Origin of the sequence: Rhodanobacter soli (assembly GCF_039523495.1) — a bacterium.
Lineage (GTDB): Bacteria > Pseudomonadota > Gammaproteobacteria > Xanthomonadales > Rhodanobacteraceae > Rhodanobacter > Rhodanobacter soli.
In genome coordinates this window covers 1-22,468 of record NZ_BAAAFK010000002.1, presented here as the reverse complement: position 1 = coordinate 22,468, position 22,468 = coordinate 1, and the positions used below count along the sequence as shown (strand labels likewise).

The window sequence follows — 22,468 nt, the reverse complement described above, 5'->3', positions numbered from 1 at the left end:
TCAGATCTCGGCCGCGAGCTGGTCAAGCAACGCCTTGTGCGTCGACGCATCGACCTCGCGCTGCACGATCCTGCTGGCGCCCTGCACGGCCAATGCACCGACCTGCTCGCGCAACTGGTCACGGGCACGCTGCGCCATCGAGGCGATGTCGTCCTGCGCCGCCGCCTTCAGCCGGTTGATCTCGCTGACCGCTTCGCCACGGGCCTTCTCGATGATCTGGTTGGCCTGCTGCTGGGCCTTGTCAATGATCTCGGAAGCCTGCAGGCGGGCCTGCTTGATCTCGCCGGCCACCTTCACGTCCGCGCTCTTCAGCTCGGCGTGGGCGCGCTCGGCCGCATTCAGACCTTCGGCGATCTTGATCTGCCGCTCTTCGATGGCCTTGTTGATGTGCGGCCAGATGAAGTGGACAGAGAACCAGATCAGGATGGCGAACGAAATCATTTCGCCAATCAAGGTCGCGTTGAAATTCATCGCTGCGTTACCTGCAAATACGGAATGGAACAGACACGGGTATCAGATACCCGTGCCGAACAGACGGCGGCGCCACAACGACGCGCGCCGTAACGACGACTCTTACTGGCCTGCGCCGGCAGCAGTCAGCACCTTGCCCAGCAGCGGGTTGGCCACCGCGAAGTACATCGCCAGCGCCACGCCGATCAGGAACGCCGCGTCGATCAGGCCGGCCAGCAGGAACATGCGGCCCTGCAGCAGCGGCACCAGCTCCGGCTGACGGGCAGCGGCTTCGAGGAACTTCGAGCCCATGATGCCGATACCGATACAGGCGCCGAGTGCGCCGAAACCGATGATCAGGCCGAGCGCGATGGCGGTGAAGCCCTGGATTTGTGCAAACTGAACGAGATGTTCCACGGTGATCTCCTGAAAAAAAATTGAAGCTGAAAAGTTGATTTACAGAAACGGATGTCGCGAAAACTTCACTCAGTGATGGTCATGCGCCATCGAGATGTACACGATCGTCAGCACCATGAAAATGAACGCCTGGATCGAAATGATCAGGATGTGGAAGATGCCCCACACCGTGTAACCGATGATGCCCGCGCCATACAGCGCCCAGCCCGCGATGCCCGCGCCGGCGCTGAACAAACCGGCGATCAGCATGAACACCAGCTCGCCGGCGTACATGTTGCCGAACAGTCGCATTGCCAGGCTCACCGGCTTCGACGCCAGTTCGACCAGGTTCAGCGCGAAGTTCGGCAGCCACAGCAGCGGATGCTTGCCGAACGGCGCGGTGAACAGCTCGTGCATGTAGCCGCCGGCGCCCTTGGCCTTGAAGCTGTAGAAGATGATCAGGATGAACACCGTCAGCGACATCGCGAACGTCATGTTGACGTCGGCGGTGGGCACGGCGCGGAAGTGGCCGATACCGAACTTCTCGGTGATCCACGGCAACAGGTCGACCGGCAGCAGATCCATCGCATTCATCAGGAACACCCAGACGAACACGGTCAGCGCCAGCGGCCCGAGCACGCGGCGGTCGCCATGGAACACGTCCTTGACCTGACCGTCGACGAACTCCAGCACGATCTCGACAAAGGCCTGCCCCTTGCCCGGCACGCCGGCCGTGGCCTTGCGTGCTTTCAGCCAGAACCACAGGCAGAACATCGCGCCCAGCGCCAGCGACACGGTGACCGAGTCGACGTGCACCGCCCAGAAACCGCCCTCGCTCGAGTGCGGGGTCAGATGCTGCAGATGGTGCTGGATGTATTCGGTAAGACCGCCCTGCGGCTCGCTTGCCATGGATCAACCCTTGAATCTGAACGCCAGCAGATAAACCGCGTAAGCCGCCGCCAACCCCGTGATGGCGGCCAGCGGTGGCAACTTGAATTGGAACAGGATCACGACCAGCCCCCCGACGATCACGATCCATTTCAGGAACATGCCCGTCAGCAGGCGGCTCAACGCCAGGCCCGCTCCGCCGAGGCCGCTGAAGAATCGCGCCGACATCAGCGCGGTACCCAGCGCCACCAGCGCCGCACCTGCCGCTGCCGACACCGCTTCGCGGCGCCCCAGCATCAGGAAAACCAGGCCAGCCAGCAGCGCCACAGCAAGCTGCAGCAAAATGATGCGCAAGGCGAGGCGTCGACCAGAGGCAAGACTATTGAGCACGTAGCGTCTCCGCGCGGCCTGCGTCAGGCGGCACCGATACAGCTACGGGCCACGATCCAATCCGCAAAAGTATATCAGTGCGGCAATTGTGCGGACAAGCCGTGCAGCCTGCGGCATCGTGTCCGGACCACCAGAATCCGCCCATACGGATTGCACTTCCTGGCCTGTCGCCGCCCGCATCTTCCTGCGACCGTACACACAAACAGGGCCGAACACGAGGTTCGGCCCTGTTTCATCGCGTGAACTGCGACGTATGGCTGGATTACTTGGCGGCAGCCTTCTTGGCAGCGGCGACCGGCGCGACAACGGCGTCGTTCGCGGCCTGACGCTGCTCCTGCACGAGCGCATTCAGCGACTCGGCGGTCTTCTGGGTGATCGCGAGCACTTCCTGCGAAACCGCCACCGCACGCTCGGCGTTGTCGCGGCCCAGGCTGGTGCCCTTTTCCCACAGGCTGCGCAGGCCGTTGATGTCGCGGGTTTCCAGCGCTTCGGCGACGAACTCGGCGGAGACCTTGGCCTGCTCCTCGAGCGCCTTGAGCTGCAGCTCGGTGACCGTCTCCAGACCCTTCAGGGCCAGCGACTGCGCCTTGAACGCGCTATCGGTGAACTGCTTGGTGAAAGCGAAAAGCTGGTTGTTGAGTTGCTGCGTCATGACGTAGTCCTCGTTGAGGATGGGGTAGTGGCATGCACTCTAGCAACGTTTCTGTTGCAATGCAACATATATTTTCGTACATGCACAGCCAAGTCAAGAAACATTCATGAAAAACGGTGACTTATGACCACCTCAAGTACTACCGCGACGCGTCAAAAGCTGTCGCGGCTGCAGCTGGCTCCCGAGGTACAGGTCTCGTGCACCACCACCTTGTCCAACCCGGCCAGGCGCGGTTGCAGCCGTTGCCAGATCCAGCGCGCCAGTATCTCGCTGGTCGGGTTCCCCAGCCCTTCGATCTCGTTGAGATAGTGATGGTCCAGTTGCTCGTACAGCGGCGCAAAGGCCGCCTTCACGTCGGCGAAATCCATCACCCAGCCCAGTTGCGGGTCCGGCTCGCCCGTCACATGGATCTCGATACGGAACGAATGCCCATGCAACCGCGCGCACTTGTGCCCGGCCGGCACGTTCGGCAGCCGATGCGCCGCCTCGATCTGAAACACCTTGAAGATATGCATGGCGGACGCCTGCGAAAAATGATGGGCCGGCGGCAGAAAACACGCACGACGCGTTTGGTGGCTATGGGTGGACTCGAACCACCGACCCCAGCATTATGAGTGCTGTGCTCTAACCGGCTGAGCTACATAGCCTTGGGGGAAACCCGCCATGCCGGATCGGAACGATGCGGGCGGGGCGCGGCAGTGTAGTCGGGTAACCCGGTCGGTTCAAGTCCGCCGCTTGCCGCCGCTTCGCGCGCCGTGGTTGAATCGACTGCAGGAGTCGCTGCGGTCTTGTCGACTGTGGCTGCGCCGTTCGACTCCAGGAGGCGACATGATTGATGTAGATGGCTACCGCCCGAACGTCGGCATCGTGCTGCTGAATGCAGACGGCCGGCTGTTCTGGGCGCGCCGGATCAATCGCGACGGCTGGCAGTTCCCGCAGGGTGGCATGCGCTCGGACGAGACCCCGCTGGAGGCGATGTACCGCGAACTGGAAGAGGAGACCGGCCTCGCCGCGCACCACGTCGAGGTCATCAGCGCCACCCACGGCTGGCTGCGTTATCGCCTGCCGAACCGTTATGTACGCCATCACCAGCGGCCCACCTGCATCGGCCAGAAGCAGGTCTGGTTCCTGCTCAAGCTGGTCGGCGGCGAGGATGCGCTGAAGCTGGATGCCTGCGATAAGCCGGAGTTCGACCTGTGGCGCTGGGTCGACTTCTGGTACCCCGCCGCGCACGTGGTCAACTTCAAGCGGCAGGTATACGAACGGGCATTGCGCCACTTCGCCCCGCTGGTGGAAGACCTGTTCAGCGTGCAGCTGGGCACCCTGCCGCCGCGCGACAACGCCGACACGCCACCGACCGGACCAGGCGACGGCCGCGCCGTCGCCTGAACGGATTGCCGCGGCCCGCCAACTGCTTGTTGACAATCATTCGTATTCGCGTTCTTATACGCGCCATGTACATCTGCATGTGCAACGCCGTCACCGACCACGACATCCGCCGCGAAGCGGCCGATGGCGTACACACCTTTGCCGAACTGCAGGCCCGCACCGGCTGCTCGGACTGCTGCGGCTGCTGCGAACAGGAAGCCCGCGCCACGTTCGACCAGGCGGTATCGCAGGTCCGTTGCCAGCTGCCGCTCGCCACCGCCTGAGTCCTTCATCTTCTGCTCGCCATGCGCGGATGCCCTGCTCCGCACAGGCAAACCATTGCCATTCTCATTCCGTCGATTCCCGCATGGAATTCGTATAGTCCAAGTCGTCTGTTGATCGGAGAACGACCATGAAAGGTGATGCCAAGGTCATCGAGTTCCTCAACAAGGTGCTCTACAACGAACTGACCGCGATCAACCAGTACTTCCTGCATTACCGCATGCTCAAGGACTGGGGCTACACCGAGTTGGCCGAGCACGAGTACAAGGAATCGATCGAGGAGATGAAGCACGCCGATCACCTGATCGAGCGCATCCTGTTCCTCGATGGCCTGCCGAACCTGCAGCACCTGGGCAAGCTGCGCATCGGCGAGAACGCGCTGGAATCGATGCAGGGCGACCTCGACCTGGAACTGGCCGCGGTGAAGGATCTGCGCGAGGCGATCGCATACAGCGAAGGCATCGCCGACTACATCAGCCGCGATCTGTTCAAGGACATCCTGCACGACGAGGAAGAACACATCGACTGGCTGGAAACCCAGTTCAGCCTGATCAAGGACATCGGCGCGGAGCGCTACCTGCAAAGCAAGATGCAGGGCTGAGCCACGGCGGTTGCATCGAGGCCTGCGCATCGAAGCGTGCACCCGTTCCTTGACGCTTTCATCACGCCGGGGCTATACCTTCGGTTTTCCCCGGAACGCGCCGCATGGCCTCACGACCACCACCGCGTTTTGTCGTGCGCCGACACGACGATGCCAGCCAGCGCCGACGCTGGCTGTGGCTGGGCCTGGCCTGGCTCGGCAGCCTGCTGGTGGTCGGCCTGGTCGTTGCTGCGCTGGGTTGGCGGGCGAACGCCCCTGCCGCCGTCGACAACCGCCAGCAGCGCGCCCTGCTCGGCCAGATCGACGACCTGAAGCAGCAGCTCGCGAACCTGCAGCGCGCGGCCCAGGTCAACGAAGTCGCCACCCGCTCGCTGCGCGGCACCCTGGCCCAGCGCGAGGAAGAGCTCAACGGCTTGCGTGCCGACCTGGGTTTCTACGCGCGACTGGTCGGCGGCGACGCCCAACGGCAGGGACTGAAGCTGCAGGAAGTGAAGTTGCAGCCGATCGTCGGCTCGCGCGGCTGGAACCTCAGCCTCAGCCTGACCCAGAATGCCAAACGCGGCAACGAGATTTCCGGCAATGCCCTGGTCAGCGTGGAAGGTCTGCGCGGCGACCAGGTGGCACGGCTGGACTGGCCCGCGCTGGGCGATGCCGCGCAGAAGGATGGCCTGCCATTCCGTTTCACCTATTTCCAGCAATTGCACGGCACCATCGTGCTGCCGGCGGATTTCCGCCCGACGCGATTGCGCATCAGCATTCAGCCCGTCAGCGGCGAGCCGGTCAACCGTGCCGTCGCATGGGGCGCCGCACTGAGCGGAAACATCACCAACGCCGAAGGGGATCGCGATGCTCAACCGTAGACGCAACGATCGCAATGATCGCAACACCAGTCATGAGACCAGCCTGATCGCGCGCGGCACGGTGATCCGCGGCGACCTGCGCTTTAGCGGCGCGCTGCACCTGGACGGCCGCATTGAGGGCACCGTGCTGGGCGAGGGCGACGATGCCATGTTCACGCTCAGCGAGCACGGTCAGGTGCACGGCGAGATCCATGTACCGCAGGCGGTGATCAATGGCCACGTGACCGGCGACGTCGTCGTCAGCGTGCGGCTGGAACTGGCGCCGCTGGCGCGCATCGACGGCGATCTGCGCTACCACACGCTGGAAATGGCCGCCGGCGCGCAGGTCAACGGGCGCATTTCGCGCCAGGTCGAGGAGGCGCAACGTGAACTGCCGGCACCAGACGCCGAACTCGACGAGGCCATGCCGGCCTGAAGCGGTATGCTTGGCTACAGTCCGCCACGCCCCCATCTAGATGACCATGGAAACTCTCATCGCGATCCCCGATTACCGCAGCAGCGGTGCCCCGCTGGTGTTCACCGCCGCCGCCGCGCACAAGGTGCATGAGCTGATTGCCGAAGAGGGCAATCCGGCGCTGAAGCTGCGCGTCTACATCTCCGGCGGCGGCTGCTCGGGTTTCCAGTACGGCTTCACCTTCGACGAGGCCCAGGCTGAGGACGACCTGGCGATCGAGCGTGAGGGCGTGACCCTGCTATGCGATCCGCTGTCGCTGCAATACCTCACCGGCGCGCAGATCGACTACGCCGAGAACCTCAGCGGCGCGCAATTCGTGATCAGCAACCCGAACGCGAAGACCACCTGCGGCTGCGGCTCCTCGTTTTCCGCCTGAGCACGCCGCCGATGGATCGGGCCAAACTGCCACCGCCGAACACGTTCGCCGGGCTCAGCCTGGTGCTGAACCGCGTCGCCGAGTCGCGCGACGAATCGATGTGGATCGTCGAACAGGCACGCTCGCCGGCGGCGCGCTACCTGCTGCTGGACGCCAGCGGCGAAGCGTTCCTGCGCCGCGATGGCGACGTGTTGCGCTGGCTCGACGTGAACGAACGCGAACAATGGCTGGGCGAGTTGCACGCCAGCCTGCTCGGCATCGCCTACGAACGCCCGCATTTCCTGCTGGTGGTGGACGATCCCGCCCGCATCGGCGAACTCGAAGGTGCGCTGGACGCACGCCGCATGAATCTGCGCAGCGCCGGTCTGCAGCTGGCGGCCGACGAGGCCAGCCTGTTCGCCTATGCCAAGGGCCTGTCGCACTGGCAGCGCGAGACGCGCTTTTGCGCCCATTGCGGCGCAACGCTGCGGCTGGTTGCCGCCGGCCATCGCGCGCAATGCACCAACCCGGATTGCGCGCGCCTGCACTTCCCGCGCACCGATGCCGCCGTGATCATGCTGGTCGAGCACGACGGTGCCTGCCTGCTCGGCCGCCAGGCCGGCTGGCCGCCCGGCCGCTACTCCACCCTGGCTGGCTTCATCGAGCCGGGCGAGGCGCTGGAGGATGCGGTGCGCCGCGAGGTGGCCGAGGAAGCCGGCGTGATCGTCGACGAAGTGCGCTATCACTCCTCGCAGCCGTGGCCGATGCCGGCCTCGTTGATGGTCGGCTTCATCGCCACCGCCGTGTCGCGGCAGATCGTCATGCGCGACCACGAGCTCGAAGACGCGCGCTGGTTCACCCCGCAGCAGATCGTCGACGGCATTGCCGACGGCAGCTTCCTGCCCTCCACGCGACTGTCGGTGTCCTATCAGTTGCTGGCGCACTGGCTGCAGCAGCGCGCGGGGCTGGACCTGGACGCGCTGGTTGCCGATACCCCGTCACGCTGATCCGCTGGCGCGAACTTCACACCGATCTGCCGGTCCCAGCCGCATCCACCACCAAGGATCGGCCATGGCGCACCGAAGCACTCTGCTATACGACGCCCGTGGGCGATCGCGTGCGCACCCCGCCTGGCGTGCCACATTGCGCCGCGGCGTGGTCCTCGGCAGCGTCACCGCACTGCACCTGGTCACCATGGCGCTGGTGCTGCGCCCTATGCCGCCGTACCGATCGGCGCGCACCACCATCCACGACGATGACGAAGCCCTGCGCCTCAGCTTCGTGATACGACCCGACAAACCACGACCTGCCAGCCTGCCGCCGGGACCGCTGCGGCCCCGAGCGGCGCACCCGGCGGCGTTGGTGGCCGCACCGCTGCCGTCGAGCGCAACCACGCCGCCGCACACTGTCGTCGTCACCCCGCCAGCAAGCGTGCCCGATGGTCCCGGCGACTACCGTTCCGCGGCCTTGGATGCAGGCCTGCGCGACGCGCCACAGACGCCGCGCGTGCGCCTGCCCGGTTCGGATGCACCGCCGCACCCGGGTATCCAGCTGCGGACCACCCCGAGCCTGCAGGAAGTCGTGCGCGCGATGAGCACGGCCAGCCGCTGCAAATACGAGCGCATGAAGATGGAACGCAGCGTCAACCAGTTCGTCACGCGCCAGCTGGTGGAACGCGCGCTCGACGCCGACGGCTGCGGCCCGCAAGCCGCTCGCACCGCAGCCGACGCCACCATCGATGCGGCCTCCCGTCGGGCCATCTCCAACGACTGACGCCAGCGCATGCTGTCGACGCCGAGCGGTCGCTTACAATGGCAGCTACTGTCCGCGAGTCTGTTCCATCATGGCCATCAGTCTGCTCGTCGCCCTCGTCGCCCTTGGCCTGCTGCACGTCCTGCCGCAACTGGCACGCTGGCGCGGCGACGGCCTGTTCCGGCGCTGGGTGGCGCAATTGGCAGACACCAGCGGTGGCGGGCGCGTGGCGCTGGCACTGCTGCTGCCGCTGATCGTGTGCGTGCTGCTCGAATGGTCGCTCGGGCGTTCGCCGCTGGGCGAGTTGCTGCCATTGCTGTTCGCGCTGGCGGTGCTGCTGTACTGCTTCGGTCCGCGCGAATTCGAAGCCGACCTGGAAGCGATCCTGGACGCCCCGGATGACGCCAGCCGCGAAGCCGCGTCACAGACGCTGGCCGACGACGGCCGTCCGATCCCCTGGAACGCACCGGCGCTGGGCGAGGCGGTCGCCTATGCCGCGTTGCGCCGGCGCTTCGCCGTACTGCTGTGGTTCTTCCTGCTCGGCCCGGCCGGCGCGCTGCTGTACCGGCTGGCGCAGACGCTGGGCCGTGACGACGCGCTGCGGCTCGATCCGGACAGCCGTCGCGCCGCCGGCTACGTGGCCAACGCACTGGACTGGCTACCGGCGCAGCTGCTGACCTTCACCTTGGCCGTGGTCGGCCACTGGGAAGCGGTGATCGGCGCCTGGCGGCGCTGGCACAGTCAGGCCGCGCCGACCAGCTGGTATGACGCCGGCCCGGGTTTCCTGGGCGTGGCGGCACAGGCCGACGTGCTGATCGACATCGAGGCCGGCGACGGCTACGCCGAGGAACACAGCGACCCGCTGGCGGAACTGCGGCGCCTGCGCAGCACCCTGCTGCGTGCGTTGCTGGCATGGCTGAGCGTGGTGGCGCTGATCGTGATCGGCAGCTGGGTCGGCTGAAGGAATCCGACCTAAGCCAGGTCGCCGCGCAACTCGCGCACCCGCGCCTCCAGCGTTGTCGCGGTGACCTGTGCGGGCGCACGCGGTGCATCGACCACCAGTTCCACCCGCGCCCGGAAACGCCGCGGCAAACGGGCGCGATGCAGCATCGAGTCGCGTCGGCTCCACACGCTGCCCCACAGGCCGCGCAGCGCCATCGGCACCACCGGCACCGGCCGCCGCGCCAGGATCTTCTCCACGCCCGGCCGGAACGGCGCGATTTCGCCGTCGGTGCTCAGCCCGCCTTCGGGGAAGATGCACACCACCTCGCCCGCCGCCAGCGCGGCGTCGATCGCATCGTAGGCCTGCTGCAGCACCGCGGGATCCTCCTTGTGGCCGGCGATCGGGATCGCCTTCGCCGTGCGGAACACGAAGCTCAGCAGCGGGATGTTGAAGATCTTGTAATACATCACGAAGCGCACCGGCCGACGCAGGTTCGCCATCAGCAACAGCGGGTCCATGAAGCTGACATGGTTGCACACCAGCAACGCCGGACCTTCTTCGGGAATCTGCCCGGTGCCGTCAGCGCGTAGCCGGTACAGTGTGTTCACCAGCACCCAGGTGATGAAGCGCATCACAAACTCGGGTACCAGGGTGAAGATGTACCAGGCCACCAGCACGTTGAGCAGCGCCGCGGCGAGGAAGATCTGCGGCGCATCCATGCCCAGCGCGCCCAGTCCCAGGCCGAAACCGGCCGCCGCCACGATCAGCAGCGCGTTCAGGATGTTGGTGCCGGCGATGATCCGCGACAGCTTCTCGCGCGGTGCGCGCGCCTGCACGAACGCGAACAGCGGCACCACGTAAAAGCCGGCGAACACGCCGATCAGGGTGAGGTCGAGCGCAACGCGCCAGCTGCCCGCGCCGTGCAGGAAGGCCAGCCAGTCCAGCCCGCGCACCGCCGCCACGCCGTGCTGCGCGAAGTACAGGTCGATGCCGAACGCGGTCAGTCCGAACGCACCCAGCGGCACCAGGCCGATTTCCACCCGCCGGCCCGACATCCGCTCGCACAGCAGCGCGCCGACGCCGGTGCCGATCGAGAACAGGGTCAGCACCAGGGTGTTGACCGAACCGTCGCCGCCCAGCGTCTCGCGCGTGTAGATCGGCAGCTGCGCGATCAGCACGGTGCCGAAGAACCAGAACCACGAAATGCCGAGCACCGCGTTGAACACCGCGCGATCGGCGCGGGTGATCGCCAATACCCGCGCAGTTTCACTGAACGGATTCCAGTTGAACTCCAATTCCGGCGCGGTTGCCGGCGCAGGCGGAATGCGGCGAGAAGCCAGATAGCCGGCCATCGCCACCGCGATGGTGGCGCCGGACGCCAGCAGCGGCCCTACGCCGGCCACCAGCATCAGCGAGTTGCCGGCGATCATGCCGACCAGCATCGCCATCTGCGTGCCCATCTCGACCAGCCCGTTGCCACCGACCAGCTCGTCCGGCTTCAGCGCCTGCGGCAGGATCGCGTACTTGATCGGCCCGAACGTGGCCGAATGCATGCCCATCATGAACAGCACAACCAGCAGCAGCGTGGTGTGGTGCGTGTAGAAACCGTACGCAGCCAGCGCCATCGCGCCGATCTCGAACAGCTTCACGTAGCGGATGATCCGGCTCTTCTCGTACTTCTCGGCCAGCTGGCCGGCGGTGGCGGAGAACAGGAAGAACGGAATGATGAACAACGCCGGCGCGAGGTTGGTGTAGAGCGACACCGTGCGGTCACCCAGCCCCATCTGGAACGCCACCAGCATCACCAGCGCATTGCGGAACGCATTGTCGTTGAACGCCCCCAGCGCCTGGGTCCAGAAGAACGGCGCAAAGCGCCGCTTGCCCAGCAATGCGAATTGGCTCATGCGATGCCCTGAAAGAGAAAGCGTCCGCGTCAGCCCACCGACCCCGTCCGCGAGATTATTGCCACGAGCGAGCGCGCATCAGGCCCAACGAAGGCCGCTTGCCTGAAAATGGCTCTCACGTTGCCGCCTGATGGCACCCATAGTGCCCGATGCCGCATTCAGCCGTATACAAAAAAGCCGCCGAGGTAACCCCGGCGGCTTTTCTTGTAACTACCACGTTATGCGTACTGCTTCAGACCATCAGAAGTCGTACGAGATACCAAAACGGACATAACGCGGGGTTTGTGCAGTATACGGACGTCGGAAGCTGGAGCTCGCCTCGATCGCGTAGGTCTGCGTGGTCTTCTGGCTGTCAAACACGTTGTTGACCATCACGTTGAACGCCAACTTCTTGTCAGCCCACAGCGGACGGTACTCGGTGCTCAGGCTGAGCTGGTACGTCCAGGCCTCACGCGAAGCGCCCGGCGACGACGGCTGACCCTTGCAGAAGTGGTAGTACGGACCATAGCCAAGACCCGGGTTGGTCTGGCCCTCGCCGTAATAACCCAGGCAGGTACGCGGCGCACCGGACATGATCGCCAGGTTACCGGACACCATCCATTCCGGGGCGACCTGGTACGAGCCGAACGCCTTGATCTGATGGCGACGATCATTGGCCAGCGAGCCGTTGGCGTAATCCATGACGGCAGCGTAATCCCAGTCCACCGTGGCTGAGACGTCGGCCTGGCCAATGTCCGTACGAACCTGGCCTTCGCTGTTTCCGTAGCTGCGCGACCACAGATAGTCGACACGACCGAACCACTTACCGTCGAACGGATGCTCCAAGAACAGGTTCAGGCCGTAGTACTTGCGCTTCAGCGTGGTGTTGAAGTGGAAATCCTTCGCCCAATCCATCGTCACATCGTAGTAGCCACCGCCGATCTTGGGGATCACGAAGGTGTTGGAGCGACCCGGATTGACCAGGTAGCTGCCCTGGATCGAGTCGGGATCATAGGTAGCCGGATCGATACCCATGGCATCCATCTTGTCCATGATCGCGAACGAGTCGCCGACATCATCGATGGCGTTGCGCAGATTGCGGTAGGTCGCCTTGGCACCGTACACCCACGAGTCGCCCAGCTTCTTGTCAAAGCCGACGATGTACTCATCCTGATATTCGGACTTGAGAGTGCTCGAAGTTGCGGTCTTCGGATCACGCGGAATGCCGTATTCCAGGTTGGCCGAGATCGGGCCGCCGGTGCTGCTCTTGATCGGAGTCAGACCAGTCGGAACGCCATTCGCGTCGATGCCCGTATACGTGAAGTACTCACGGGTATACAGCGAGGCACCGGCCGAACGCAGCGCCACGCTGGCGGGCATCGCCAGGTAGTAGCGACCGGCGTTGCCGTACACCTTGAAGCTGGAGTCACCGTTCACGTCCCAGCTGAAGCCCACGCGCGGAGCCCACTGCGGGCTGGTCAGACGCAGATACGGAACGCCGTCACCATTGAAGTTGGTGAACTGGTCATTGCGCAGACCGAGCTTGACCAACCAGCGGTCATTGACCTGCCAGCTGTCTTCGATGTACTGGGCACGCTGCGTCGTTTTGACCGACGAATTGTTGCTGTAGACGTACCGGGCCGCGTAGTAGCCGGTCTGGCCGCCGGCATAACCCGCCGGAGCCTCCACCCACGGCTGGCTCTGCCAGCCCGCACCGTTGGCAACCGGGCCACCGGTGATGTAGGTCGCCGGGGTCTTGCCCGTGCTGTCGTTGTATTCCCAAGCGTAACCCGGACCCGCGGTCACCGTACCGTCGTCGGCATCATGAACCGTCTGGTTATCGATACCGGCGATGATCGTGTGATCACCCAAGCGGTAGCTCAGGTCGAAGCGCAGGTTGGTGTTCTTGGTGCTGTGTGCCGGATTCGCGATCCGCAACAGGGTTTGGTTATTGGTGATGACTTGGCCACCCGTCAACGCCGGGTTCTGCTTGTCCGGGGTGAGCAGGTACGGGTTGGTCGGATCGTAACCCGGGGTATTGCTGTACAGCGTGCCCCTCATCTCGCCATACAGCGCGGTCAGGGTCAGGTCGTCGGTGAGGTAGCTGGTGAACTTGGCCGAGTAGAGGTCGCTGCCCTTCTTGGTCGAGGTATCGTTGCTGTTGAAGCCGCCCTCGGTGTTGGTGGCGTAGTCGTAGTCATTCAAGACGCCCTGGTAGGACGACTTGTTCGACGCGCCGGTCAGCTCAAGGATGTTGCTGTCGGTGATGTTCCAGTCCAGCTTGCCGTACCACTTCGGGTTGTCGTAGCGGTAATGGGTAACGAATGGCGCCACGTTGGAGCCAGTCGACTCGCCCTGCTGACGCTGTGCCTCGACGGCCGCAAAGAGGAACAGCTTGTCCTGGATCAGCGGGCCGCCGACATAGGCGTCCACCGTGGTGGTCCACGACTTGTTGTTCTTGCGGTACTGGCGGATCTTGCCCTGCGAACCGTCCTTGTTGACGTAGTAGAAGTTCTTCGGGTCGCTCCTCAGGTCGGTCGGGGTCCATTGAATCTGGCCACCGAAGTGCCACTCGTTGGTGCCTCGCTTGCCGACCTGGCTGATTACGCCACCATCGGAACGACCGTAGGCTGCACCGTAACCGCCGCTGAGGATTTCCTGCTGGTCGATCGCACCGTACGGGAGGGTCAGGCCGCCGAAGCCACCAAGCGGATCGGTGGTGTTGAAGCCGTTGATGTAATACGCGTTCTCGGTCACTGAGGAGCCACCGAACGACACCACCGAACCACCGGTCGGACCGCTAAACAAGCCACTGCCTTCGACCACGCCCGGAGCCAACAGGGCAATCGCCTCGGCGCTGCGCGCCAACGGCAGGCGGGCCAGCTGCTCGGCCGTGATGATCGTGCGCGAGTCAACACCGCTGACATCGATAGTCGGCAGGGCGTTAGCCTGCACTGTCACCGCCGACAGGTTCTGGGCGTCCTGCGGGCCGAAGGAAACTTCCGTGCCCGAACCCACACGCAGGGTGACGTTCGAGCGCGAATCGACGGCCTGGCCGTCATGCTGCAGGGTCACGGTGTAGTTGCCCAGCGGCAGGGAATCCACCGCATAGCGACCAGCCGAGTCAACCGCGACCTGGCGGGTGATGCCCGACGAGCTCTTGACAATCACGGTTTCGCCACTGCCAGCCTGAACCTGGCCGAAGATGCTACCGGTGGTCGACTGCGCCAGCACACCCGTGCCGGCCAGGCACAAGCCCAGTCCGATCGCCAACGATGTGCGACGCAACTGACGCGTCATAAAGGTTTTACGTGAATTCATAATTGGTAACTCCCCAAGGTTCAGCCCGAGCCACCCGGGCACATGAAACTTTTTGTGTGTTCAAATATCCAACGGCGGCGTCCCAAGCGAGACACCTAGCCCATGCTCATCCACATGATTTAACGTGCGTTCCTGCGCAAATTCCTACGCAAGTTATTGCGACGTTAATTCAAGGAATCACGAAGGTCAACACTTCCGTAACTTCATTTCCTGTATTTCTCTGCTTGACTTACGCCATGAACTTGCGCTAATCCCACTCCACAGCACGGCGGTCTCCCCCATGGATACGCAAAAAATAACGAATCCGCTCGTCGCGGAAACATTTGCCGAACGCATCAAGTTGTTGATCCAGCGCGTAGGAAGCGCCACCGAGATCGCCCGAATGTGCGGCTTCTCCGAAGGCGTGGTACGCAGCTGGCGCGACGGCAACACCGATCCGTCGCGCGCGCGTTGCGTCACACTGGCCAGGACGCTGGGTATCTCACTGGTCTGGCTGGTGGCTGGTGAAGGAACGCTGCAAATCGATCCCACCCATGCTGGTGCGGATGAGCAGTACAGTTCGGAAAAGGCCGTATCACACCGCTCTCACGGTCGCATGGTCTCTACGCACAACCATGCGGTCACCACTGCGGTCGACGCACAGCGACTGGATACGGCCGTACGCATCCTGCAGTCGGAGCTGAGCCTGGCCGACAGCCATCTCTCGCTGTCCGAGAACACCGATCTGCTGACTCAGCTCTACGAAATGCTCGGCCCAGGCGGCTCCCATCTGGATCCGCTCGCCATGGTGACGTTCAACCAGCAACTCGCCGAGAGGGTCCACAAGGAGCGTGGCACGGTCTGACCCGCAGCCCGGTCCGAGCGCACAAAAACGCGGCAGCCATCTGGGCTGCCGCGTTTTTTGTGCGCTCAGTCAGAGCAGCGCGATGTCGGCAATGGCGCCGAACTGGGCCTTCAGCTGGCCCAGCAGGGCCAGTCGGTTGGCGCGCACGGCCGGGGCGTCGGCGTTCACCAGCACGTTGTCGAAGAATGCGTCCACTGGCACCTGCAACTGCGACAAGCGCGCCAGCACGGCGGTGTAGTCGCCGACGGCCAGGGCCGCGGCGCTGTCCCGCTGTGCCGAGGCCAGCGCGTCGGCCAGTTCGCGCTCCGCATCCGCCTCGAAATGCGCCGGATCGACGACCCTTCCGATGGGCGGCGCACCGGCCTCCTCGGCCTGCTTGCGCAGGATGTTCGCGACGCGCTTGTTGGCGGCAGCCAGGCTGACCGCTTCCGGGCAACGACCGAATTCGGCCACCGCACGCAGACGGCGATCGAAATCGGCCAGGCTCGCTGGCTGCACCGCCAGCACTGCCTCGAACTGAGCATTGTCGAAGCCTTGCTCGGCGTAGTAGCCGCGCAGGCGATCGAGCACGAAGTCGTACAGCTCGTCAGTCAGGATCGCCCGTCGCTGGCCCGCGTTCAGGACTGGCGGCTTGCCGTCCTTGCCTGGCTTCAGCCCCGCAGCCAGCGCCGCGTCCGGCAGCAGTTCCAGCGCCTCAATAAAGCTGCCGCGCAGATCGAGTTCGAGGCCGCCTTCGATCAGGGTGCGTGCCAGACCCAGCGCGGCGCGGCGCAGGGCGAACGGATCCTTGTTGCCGCCGGGTTTCATGCCGACCGCGAAGATGCCAGCCAGGGTATCCAGCCGTTCGGCCACGGCCAGCACTTGACCGAGCCGGTCGGCGGCGATCGCATCACCGCCGAAACGCGGCTGGTAGTAGCTGTCCAACGCCTCGGCCACCACCGCCGGCTCGCCGTCATGGCTGGCGTAATAACGACCCATCACGCCCTGCAATTCGGGAAATTCGCCGACCATGCGAGTCAGCAGGTCACACTTGCTCAGCGAAGCGGCGCGGGTGGCCGCGCCGGCATCGACGCCGACCCGGTTAGCGACGATCCGCGCCAGTTCGGCCACGCGCACGCTCTTGTCCCACAGGCTGCCCAGCGCCTGCTGGTAGGTGACGTCCCTGAGCTGTTCCTGGTAGCCGGCCAGCGGCGTCTTCAGATCCTCGTCCCAGAAGAACTTGGCGTCGGCGAAGCGCGGCCGGATCACCCGCTCATAACCCTTGCGGATCTCGGCCGGGTCCTTGCTCTCGATGTTCGCGATGCCGATGAAGTGCTCGGTCAGCTTGCCGTCGACGTCGAACACCGGCACGAACTTCTGGTTCGCCACCATGGTGGTCACCAGCGCCTCGGGCGGCACGCCGAGGAACTCGCGCTCGAACGTGCAGGCGATCGCCACCGGCCATTCGGTGAGGTTGGCCAGCTCGTCCAGCAACGCATCGTCGAGCCGCGGCACGCCACCGGTCACTCCGGCGGCCTGCCTGACCTGGTCGCGAATACGCTGGCGCCGCTCGCGCGGATCAGCCAGCACGTTGCAGGCCCGCATCGCATCCAGCCAGCCGTCCGCGTCGGCCAGGTGCACCGGCTGCGGATGCATGAAGCGATGGCCGCGCGACTTGCGGCCGCTGTTCAGGCCCAGCACCCTGCCATCGATGATGTCGGCGCCGTGCAGGATCACCAGCCAGTGCGCCGGACGCACGAAGCTGTAGTCGTGGTCGGCCCAACGCATCGGCCGCGGGATCGGCAGCGTCTTCAGCGCCTCGTCGATGATTTCGGGCAGCAGTGCCGCCACCGGCTGACCTGGCTTGACCGTCCGCCAGACGAACCAGCCGCCCTTGTCGGTTTCCAGCTTTTCCAGCTGCTCCACACCGACGCCGCAGGATTGCGCGAAGCCGAGCAACGCTTTCGACGGCTGCCCCTCGGCATCGAACGCGGCATTCAACGCCGGACCACGCCGTTCCAGCGCCTGTTCCGGCTGTGCCGCAGCCACCGCAGGTACATGTACGGCGAGGCGGCGAGGCGAGGCATAAGCCTGGGCCAGGTCGAGCCCGGCGTCGATGCCACGCTTGGCCAGGCCGTCACAAATGCCGCGCAGGAAGGCAGCGGACAGTTCATCCAGCGCCTTCGGCGGCAGCTCCTCGGTGCCCAACTCGATCAGCAATGACTTGGCGGCGCTCATGCGGCCTGCTCCTTCGCGTTCTTCGACGGCGCGTGCTTCAGACCCGGGAAGCCGAGCTTCTCGCGCTGCGCCACATAGGTCTCGGCCACGCTGCGCGACAGCGTGCGCACGCGCAGGATGTAGCGCTGGCGCTCGGTGACGCTGATCGCACGGCGCGCATCGAGCAGGTTGAAAGTATGGCTGGCCTTCATCACCTGTTCGTACGCCGGCAGCGGCAGGTTCGCCGCGATCAGCTGATTCGCGGTGGCTTCGCACACGTCGAACCAGCGCAGCAATTCGGGCACGTTCGCGTGTTCGAAGTTGTAGGTACTCTGCTCCACCTCGTTCTGGTGAAACACGTCGCCGTAGGTCACGATGCCACGTGGACCATCAGTCCAGATCAGGTCGTAGACGTTGTCCACGTTTTGCAGATACATCGCCAGCCGCTCGAGGCCATAGGTGATCTCGCCGGTCACCGGGCGGCATTCCAGGCCACCGGCCTGCTGGAAGTAGGTGAACTGGGTGACCTCCATGCCGTTGAGCCAGACTTCCCAGCCCAGTCCCCAAGCGCCCAGGGTTGGCGACTCCCAGTTGTCTTCGACGAAACGCAGATCATGTATCAGAGGATCCAGCCCAAGTTCCTTCAGCGAGCCGATGTACAGCTCCAGGATGTTCTCGGGATTGGGCTTCATCACTACTTGGTACTGGTAGTAATGCTGCAGGCGGTTCGGGTTCTGGCCATACCGTCCATCGGTGGGTCGGCGCGAGGGCTGCACGTAGGCGGCGGCCCAAGGCTCGGGACCGAGCGCGCGCAGGAAGGTGGCGGGGTGGAACGTGCCGGCGCCGACCTCGGTGTCGAGCGGCTGCAGCAGCACACAGCCCTGCGCCGCCCAGTAGCGGTTGAGGGTCTGGATCACATCCTGGAAGGTGCGTGCGGACATGGTTTTCCGTGACCTTGGGTAAAGCGCGTTAGTATAGCCGCAGCTCGCTTTTCCACCGGGTTCCGGTCGGAAAACGCATCGTGGGGGACGCATCCGGATGGCCGCTTCACCGCAAATCGCATCCCTGCTCGGCCGGCGTGGCCGACTGGAGCTGGACGAACTGCTGGCGACACTGGTGGTCGACGGTTACCTGCTGGCCGATGACGCCAAGCAGGTGCGCATGGGTGTCCGGGCCGGCCGCAGCACGGTCGAATTGCACCCGCTGGTGCTGATCGCGAACGCCAAGTTGGCGAACCAGCACGAAAAGGGCCGACCGCTCAGCCTGGAAGCCCTGACCGAGTGGCTGGCCGGCCACGCCGGGCTGCCGTACCTGAAGATCGATCCGATGAAGATCAACGTCGCCTCGGCGACCCAGGTGGTGAGCCATGCCTACGCCAAGCGCCACCGGATCCTGCCGATCGCGGCCAGTCCGGGTGAGGTGACCTTCGCCACCTGCGAGCCGTTCGAAGCTGGCTGGGCGCCGGATCTGGCGCAGATGCTGCGGCGGGACATCAAGCGCGTGGTGGCCAGCCCGATCGACATCAACCGCTACCTGCAGGAATTCTACGGCGTCCAGCGCTCGATCCAGCTGGCGCAGGACGCCAAGGGCAGCAGCGATGCCTCTTCTGCCATCCTCAATTTCGAGCAGTTGGTCGAGCTGGGCAAGAGCGGCGAAGTCGGCGCCGACGACCGCCATGTGGTGCACATCGTCGACTGGCTGCTGCAGTACGCATTCGAGCAACGCGCCTCGGACATCCACCTGGAGCCACGCCGCGACACCGGACACATCCGCTTCCGCATCGACGGCATCATGCAGAAGGTGTTCGAGCTGCCGGCGCCGGTGATGACGGCGGTGACCGCGCGCATCAAGATCCTGGCGCGCATGGACGTGGCCGAGAAGCGCCGCCCGCAGGACGGCCGCATCAAGACCCGTTCGTCCTCCGGCCGCGAGGTGGAGCTGCGCATCTCGAACATGCCCACCGCGTTCGGCGAGAAGGTAGTGATGCGAATCTTCGATCCAGACCTGGTGGTGAAGGATTTCGCCCAACTCGGCTTCTCCCCTCGCGAGGGCGCCAACTGGCGCAGCATGGTGGAGCGGCCGCACGGCATCGTGCTGGTCACCGGTCCGACGGGTTCGGGCAAGACCACCACGCTGTATTCCACGCTGAAGCACCTGGCCACGCCGGAACTCAACGTGTGCACGGTGGAAGACCCGATCGAGATGGTCTCGCCGGAATTCAACCAGATGCAGGTGCATGCGGCGATCGACCTGGATTTTGCCGCCGGCGTGCGCACGCTGCTGCGACAGGACCCCGACATCATCATGATCGGCGAGATCCGCGACCTGGAAACCGCGCAGATGGCGGTACAGGCCTCGCTCACCGGCCACCTGGTGCTGTCCACCCTGCACACCAATGATGCCCCCAGCGCGGTCACCCGCCTGCTCGATCTGGGCGTACCGCATTACCTGATCCAGTCCACCCTGACCGGTGTGGTGGCACAGCGACTGGTGCGCACGCTGTGCCCGCATTGCAAGCAGGTGAGCGCACAAGACCGGCAGACCTGGACCGTACTCACCCATGGTTGGGACATGCCGTTGCCGCAGCAGGTGTTCCAGCCGATCGGTTGCCTGGAATGCCGCAATACCGGCTTCCTCGGCCGCACCGGCATCTACGAGATGCTGAAGCTGTCGCCGCGGTTGCGTGGCATGATCTCCGCCCAGCTCGATCTCAGCGGGTTTGGCCAGGCCGCACTGTCCGAAGGCATGCGTCCGCTGCGCATCTCGGCCGCGGACCAGGTGGCGGCCGGACTGACTACCGTGCAGGAGATCCTCACCGTGCTTCCGCCGATCGACGCGTTCGACGATACTCAGCCGTAAAGACGTCCAGATGATGCGCAACCGATTCCTCGCATGAAACCCGTACTGATCATTCGCACCGGCCGCGCGCCGGATCGCATCCGGGCCCGCCACGGCGACTTCCCCCACTGGTTCCGGCTTGGCGCGGGGCTGCACCCGCAGCAGCTGCGGATCGTCGACGTCGCTGCGGGCGAAGCCTTGCCGGCCGCGCAGGAGGTTGCCGGGGCCATCATCACCGGTTCGGCCGCCATGGTCACCGAGCGCCTGGCGTGGAGCGAGCGCACCGCCGGCTGGATTCGCGATGCGATGGATGTTGAACTACCACTGTTTGGCGTCTGCTATGGCCACCAGCTGATGGCGCATGCGCTGGGCGGGCGCGTCGACTACCTGCCGGGCGGGCGCGAAATCGGCACCCAGGCCATCGAGTTGTCAGACGCCGGCGCGCAGGATCCGCTGGCGCGCGGGCTGCCGGCCAGCTTCCGCGCGCACACCACGCACGAACAAAGCGTGATCGAACCACCAGGCGGGGCTGCCGTGCTGGCCCGATCGGCGCGCGACCCACATCAACTGCTGCGCTATGGACCGCATGCGCTCAGCGCGCAGTTCCACCCGGAGTTCAACGCTGAGGTGATGCGCGCCTACATCCGGCGCAAGCATGCCGACATCCGACGCGAAGGTGCGGACCCACAGCAGGTTTTCAGTGCCGTAGCGGCCACGCCGATCGCTCGCCGGCTGCTGCGTCAGTTCTCACGCCACCACCGCTGGACCGCGACCACCGGCTGAGACCTCAGCCGCGCAGGCGGCGGGCAATCGCATCGCGCGAGAACAACGCGAACACCACGCCGAACAGAAAACCCCCGATGTGCGCCCACCAGACGTAGGCGCCGTAGCTTGGCCCCGCATAGCTGAACAGCAATTGCAGCAAAACCCAGAGGCCGATCAGCAGGAACGCCGGCACCCGCACAAACTCCAGGTACAGGCCCAGCGGCAGCACCAGACCGAGCCGGGCACGCGGAAACAGTGCCACATACGTGCCGACCACCGCCGATACCGCGCCACTGCAGCCGATGATCGGCAGGCGGACGCCGGTCAGGGACAACGCACCGATCAGGTTCGCCACGATCCCGCCCACCACGAACAGCAGCAGGAACCGCAGCGAGCCCAACGCGCGTTCGCCCGGCAAACCGAAGATCGCCAGAAACAGCAGGTTGCTCAGCAGATGCAGCCAAGTCACATGGATGAACAGCGCCGTGAACAGCCGCAGCAAGGCGGGATCGGTAAACTGCGGCAGCAGCGCCTCATGCGGGTCGAAGATGTTCGCCGGCACCGTGCCCCATTCCAGCAACAGGGAAATCCGTTGCGTGGCAGGGGTCAACGCCAGACCCACGAAACACATCACGCAGACCGTTACCACCAACAGGGTTGCCCAGTGCCAACGGGGACGGCGACGTGTTTCGACATGGACAAACAAGAGTCGCTCTCCCCCAGACATGCGCCGGGCCGCGTATGCCCGCCATCATAGGCGATGACGGATTGCCCACGATGACGGGGTCGGCCCTTCGACATAAAAGAAAAACCCCCAGCGTTGCCGGTGAGGGTGTTTCAGGATAAAGCCCCTGGCGGTGACCTGTTGCAGCCAGCGATCGGTGATCGCCGCGGAACGACCGACGCCATAAAGACGAAGGCCTCCCCGGATGGGGAGGCCTTCTAAGGATAAAGCCCCTGGCGGTGACCTACTCTTGCATGGCAAAGCCACACTACCATCGGCGCATGCGCGTTTCACTTCTGAGTTCGGGATGGGATCAGGTGGTACCACGCCGCTATGGCCGCCAGGGAAGGGGTGGGAGCAGCGCGTAAGCGCCGGCTCCACATAGGGTGTAAACGAGTGACAAGCGTCGAGGTGAATTCGAATCGAGGGTGTTGCGGACACACGAAGCGTCTTGGGGTTATATGGTCAAGCCTCACGGCTCATTAGTATCAGTTAGCTGAACGCAT

General features: G+C 64.7%; 23 protein-coding genes, 1 tRNA gene and 1 rRNA gene. 12 read left to right on the top strand and 13 right to left on the bottom strand.

All coding sequences use genetic code 11. The features are described 5' to 3' along the window. The 7 genes from ABD024_RS15150 to ABD024_RS15120 form a co-directional block, all read right to left on the bottom strand. Positions 1 to 471: a F0F1 ATP synthase subunit B gene (locus ABD024_RS15150; RefSeq protein WP_343854878.1), complete on the bottom strand. Its 471-nt coding sequence runs from the start codon at positions 469 to 471 to the stop codon at positions 1 to 3. A 102-nt stretch (positions 472 to 573) separates the two neighbouring features. Beyond that, positions 574 to 867 (bottom strand): F0F1 ATP synthase subunit C, encoded by a 294-nt coding sequence (atpE, locus tag ABD024_RS15145; protein ID WP_343854875.1) that lies wholly within the window; start codon positions 865 to 867, stop codon positions 574 to 576. Between the two features lie 69 nt (positions 868 to 936). Continuing rightward, complete coding sequence (gene atpB / locus ABD024_RS15140) at positions 937 to 1,755, bottom strand: F0F1 ATP synthase subunit A (protein WP_343854871.1); 819 nt, start codon at positions 1,753 to 1,755, stop codon at positions 937 to 939. Positions 1,756 to 1,758: 3 nt separating this feature from the next. Further along, entirely contained in the window at positions 1,759 to 2,124 is a 366-nt protein-coding gene (locus tag ABD024_RS15135; RefSeq protein WP_343854868.1) for a hypothetical protein, read from the bottom strand. Positions 2,125 to 2,386: 262 nt separating this feature from the next. Then, positions 2,387 to 2,776, bottom strand: a complete 390-nt coding sequence (locus tag ABD024_RS15130; protein WP_343854866.1) for a phasin family protein — start codon at positions 2,774 to 2,776, stop codon at positions 2,387 to 2,389. A 152-nt stretch (positions 2,777 to 2,928) separates the two neighbouring features. Beyond that, positions 2,929 to 3,291 (bottom strand): 6-carboxytetrahydropterin synthase QueD, encoded by a 363-nt coding sequence (gene queD, locus ABD024_RS15125; protein ID WP_343854864.1) that lies wholly within the window; start codon positions 3,289 to 3,291, stop codon positions 2,929 to 2,931. A gap of 55 nt (positions 3,292 to 3,346) precedes the next feature. After that, positions 3,347 to 3,423 (bottom strand) — tRNA-Met (locus ABD024_RS15120). A 181-nt stretch (positions 3,424 to 3,604) separates the two neighbouring features. Here ABD024_RS15120 and ABD024_RS15115 point away from each other — a divergent pair. From ABD024_RS15115 to ampE, 9 genes are all read left to right on the top strand, one after another. Further along, positions 3,605 to 4,165, top strand: coding sequence for an RNA pyrophosphohydrolase (locus ABD024_RS15115; RefSeq protein WP_343854861.1), 561 nt, complete (start codon positions 3,605 to 3,607; stop codon positions 4,163 to 4,165). A gap of 56 nt (positions 4,166 to 4,221) precedes the next feature. Then, positions 4,222 to 4,428, top strand: coding sequence for a (2Fe-2S)-binding protein (locus tag ABD024_RS15110; protein ID WP_425543168.1), 207 nt, complete (start codon positions 4,222 to 4,224; stop codon positions 4,426 to 4,428). A gap of 128 nt (positions 4,429 to 4,556) precedes the next feature. Next, positions 4,557 to 5,027 carry a bacterioferritin gene (gene bfr / locus ABD024_RS15105; RefSeq protein WP_343854856.1) on the top strand — a complete coding sequence of 157 codons (471 nt, stop codon included), beginning with the start codon at positions 4,557 to 4,559 and terminating at the stop codon, positions 5,025 to 5,027. A gap of 104 nt (positions 5,028 to 5,131) precedes the next feature. Next, positions 5,132 to 5,887, top strand: coding sequence for a DUF6776 family protein (locus ABD024_RS15100; protein ID WP_343854852.1), 756 nt, complete (start codon positions 5,132 to 5,134; stop codon positions 5,885 to 5,887). Beyond that, complete coding sequence (locus ABD024_RS15095) at positions 5,874 to 6,302, top strand: bactofilin family protein (RefSeq protein ID WP_343854849.1); 429 nt, start codon at positions 5,874 to 5,876, stop codon at positions 6,300 to 6,302. The genes ABD024_RS15100 and ABD024_RS15095 overlap by 14 nt, the downstream gene beginning before the upstream one ends. Before the next feature lie 46 nt (positions 6,303 to 6,348). Further along, entirely contained in the window at positions 6,349 to 6,717 is a 369-nt protein-coding gene (gene erpA / locus ABD024_RS15090; RefSeq protein WP_343854846.1) for an iron-sulfur cluster insertion protein ErpA, read from the top strand. An 11-nt stretch (positions 6,718 to 6,728) separates the two neighbouring features. After that, a complete protein-coding gene (gene nudC, locus ABD024_RS15085) occupies positions 6,729 to 7,703 on the top strand; it encodes an NAD(+) diphosphatase (RefSeq protein ID WP_343854844.1) in 975 nt (324 codons plus the stop codon). A 64-nt stretch (positions 7,704 to 7,767) separates the two neighbouring features. After that, positions 7,768 to 8,469, top strand: a complete 702-nt coding sequence (locus ABD024_RS15080) for a hypothetical protein (protein ID WP_343854842.1) — start codon at positions 7,768 to 7,770, stop codon at positions 8,467 to 8,469. A gap of 70 nt (positions 8,470 to 8,539) precedes the next feature. Then, positions 8,540 to 9,409, top strand: a complete 870-nt coding sequence (ampE, locus tag ABD024_RS15075; RefSeq protein ID WP_343854839.1) for a regulatory signaling modulator protein AmpE — start codon at positions 8,540 to 8,542, stop codon at positions 9,407 to 9,409. Between the two features lie 11 nt (positions 9,410 to 9,420). On the opposite strand, the gene ABD024_RS15070 is transcribed toward ampE, so the two are convergent. Continuing rightward, positions 9,421 to 11,295, bottom strand: coding sequence for an MFS transporter (locus tag ABD024_RS15070; RefSeq protein WP_343854837.1), 1,875 nt, complete (start codon positions 11,293 to 11,295; stop codon positions 9,421 to 9,423). A gap of 240 nt (positions 11,296 to 11,535) precedes the next feature. After that, positions 11,536 to 14,595, bottom strand: coding sequence for a TonB-dependent receptor (locus ABD024_RS15065; RefSeq protein ID WP_343854831.1), 3,060 nt, complete (start codon positions 14,593 to 14,595; stop codon positions 11,536 to 11,538). 280 nt (positions 14,596 to 14,875) lie between these two features. Here ABD024_RS15065 and ABD024_RS15060 point away from each other — a divergent pair, with 280 nt between their 5' ends. Next, positions 14,876 to 15,439 carry a helix-turn-helix domain-containing protein gene (locus ABD024_RS15060; RefSeq protein WP_343854828.1) on the top strand — a complete coding sequence of 188 codons (564 nt, stop codon included), beginning with the start codon at positions 14,876 to 14,878 and terminating at the stop codon, positions 15,437 to 15,439. Positions 15,440 to 15,508: 69 nt separating this feature from the next. Here the strand turns inward: ABD024_RS15060 and glyS are convergent, their stop codons facing one another. Together glyS and glyQ are read right to left on the bottom strand one after the other, a co-directional pair. Then, entirely contained in the window at positions 15,509 to 17,656 is a 2,148-nt protein-coding gene (gene glyS, locus ABD024_RS15055; RefSeq protein WP_343854823.1) for a glycine--tRNA ligase subunit beta, read from the bottom strand. Further along, positions 17,653 to 18,576 carry a glycine--tRNA ligase subunit alpha gene (gene glyQ, locus ABD024_RS15050; RefSeq protein WP_343854821.1) on the bottom strand — a complete coding sequence of 308 codons (924 nt, stop codon included), beginning with the start codon at positions 18,574 to 18,576 and terminating at the stop codon, positions 17,653 to 17,655. The genes glyS and glyQ overlap by 4 nt, the downstream gene beginning before the upstream one ends. Before the next feature lie 97 nt (positions 18,577 to 18,673). Here glyQ and tfpB point away from each other — a divergent pair, with 97 nt between their 5' ends. Both tfpB and ABD024_RS15040 read left to right on the top strand, forming a co-directional pair. Further along, positions 18,674 to 20,494, top strand: coding sequence for a type IV pilus assembly ATPase TfpB (gene tfpB, locus ABD024_RS15045; RefSeq protein WP_343854817.1), 1,821 nt, complete (start codon positions 18,674 to 18,676; stop codon positions 20,492 to 20,494). Between the two features lie 33 nt (positions 20,495 to 20,527). Further along, positions 20,528 to 21,256: a glutamine amidotransferase gene (locus tag ABD024_RS15040; RefSeq protein ID WP_343854814.1), complete on the top strand. Its 729-nt coding sequence runs from the start codon at positions 20,528 to 20,530 to the stop codon at positions 21,254 to 21,256. A 4-nt stretch (positions 21,257 to 21,260) separates the two neighbouring features. Here ABD024_RS15040 and ABD024_RS15035 read toward each other — a convergent pair whose 3' ends face one another. Then, complete coding sequence (locus tag ABD024_RS15035; RefSeq protein WP_343854810.1) at positions 21,261 to 21,944, bottom strand: rhomboid family intramembrane serine protease; 684 nt, start codon at positions 21,942 to 21,944, stop codon at positions 21,261 to 21,263. A 249-nt stretch (positions 21,945 to 22,193) separates the two neighbouring features. After that, a 5S ribosomal RNA gene (gene rrf / locus ABD024_RS15030) occupies positions 22,194 to 22,307 on the bottom strand. Positions 22,308 to 22,468 lie beyond the last annotated feature (161 nt).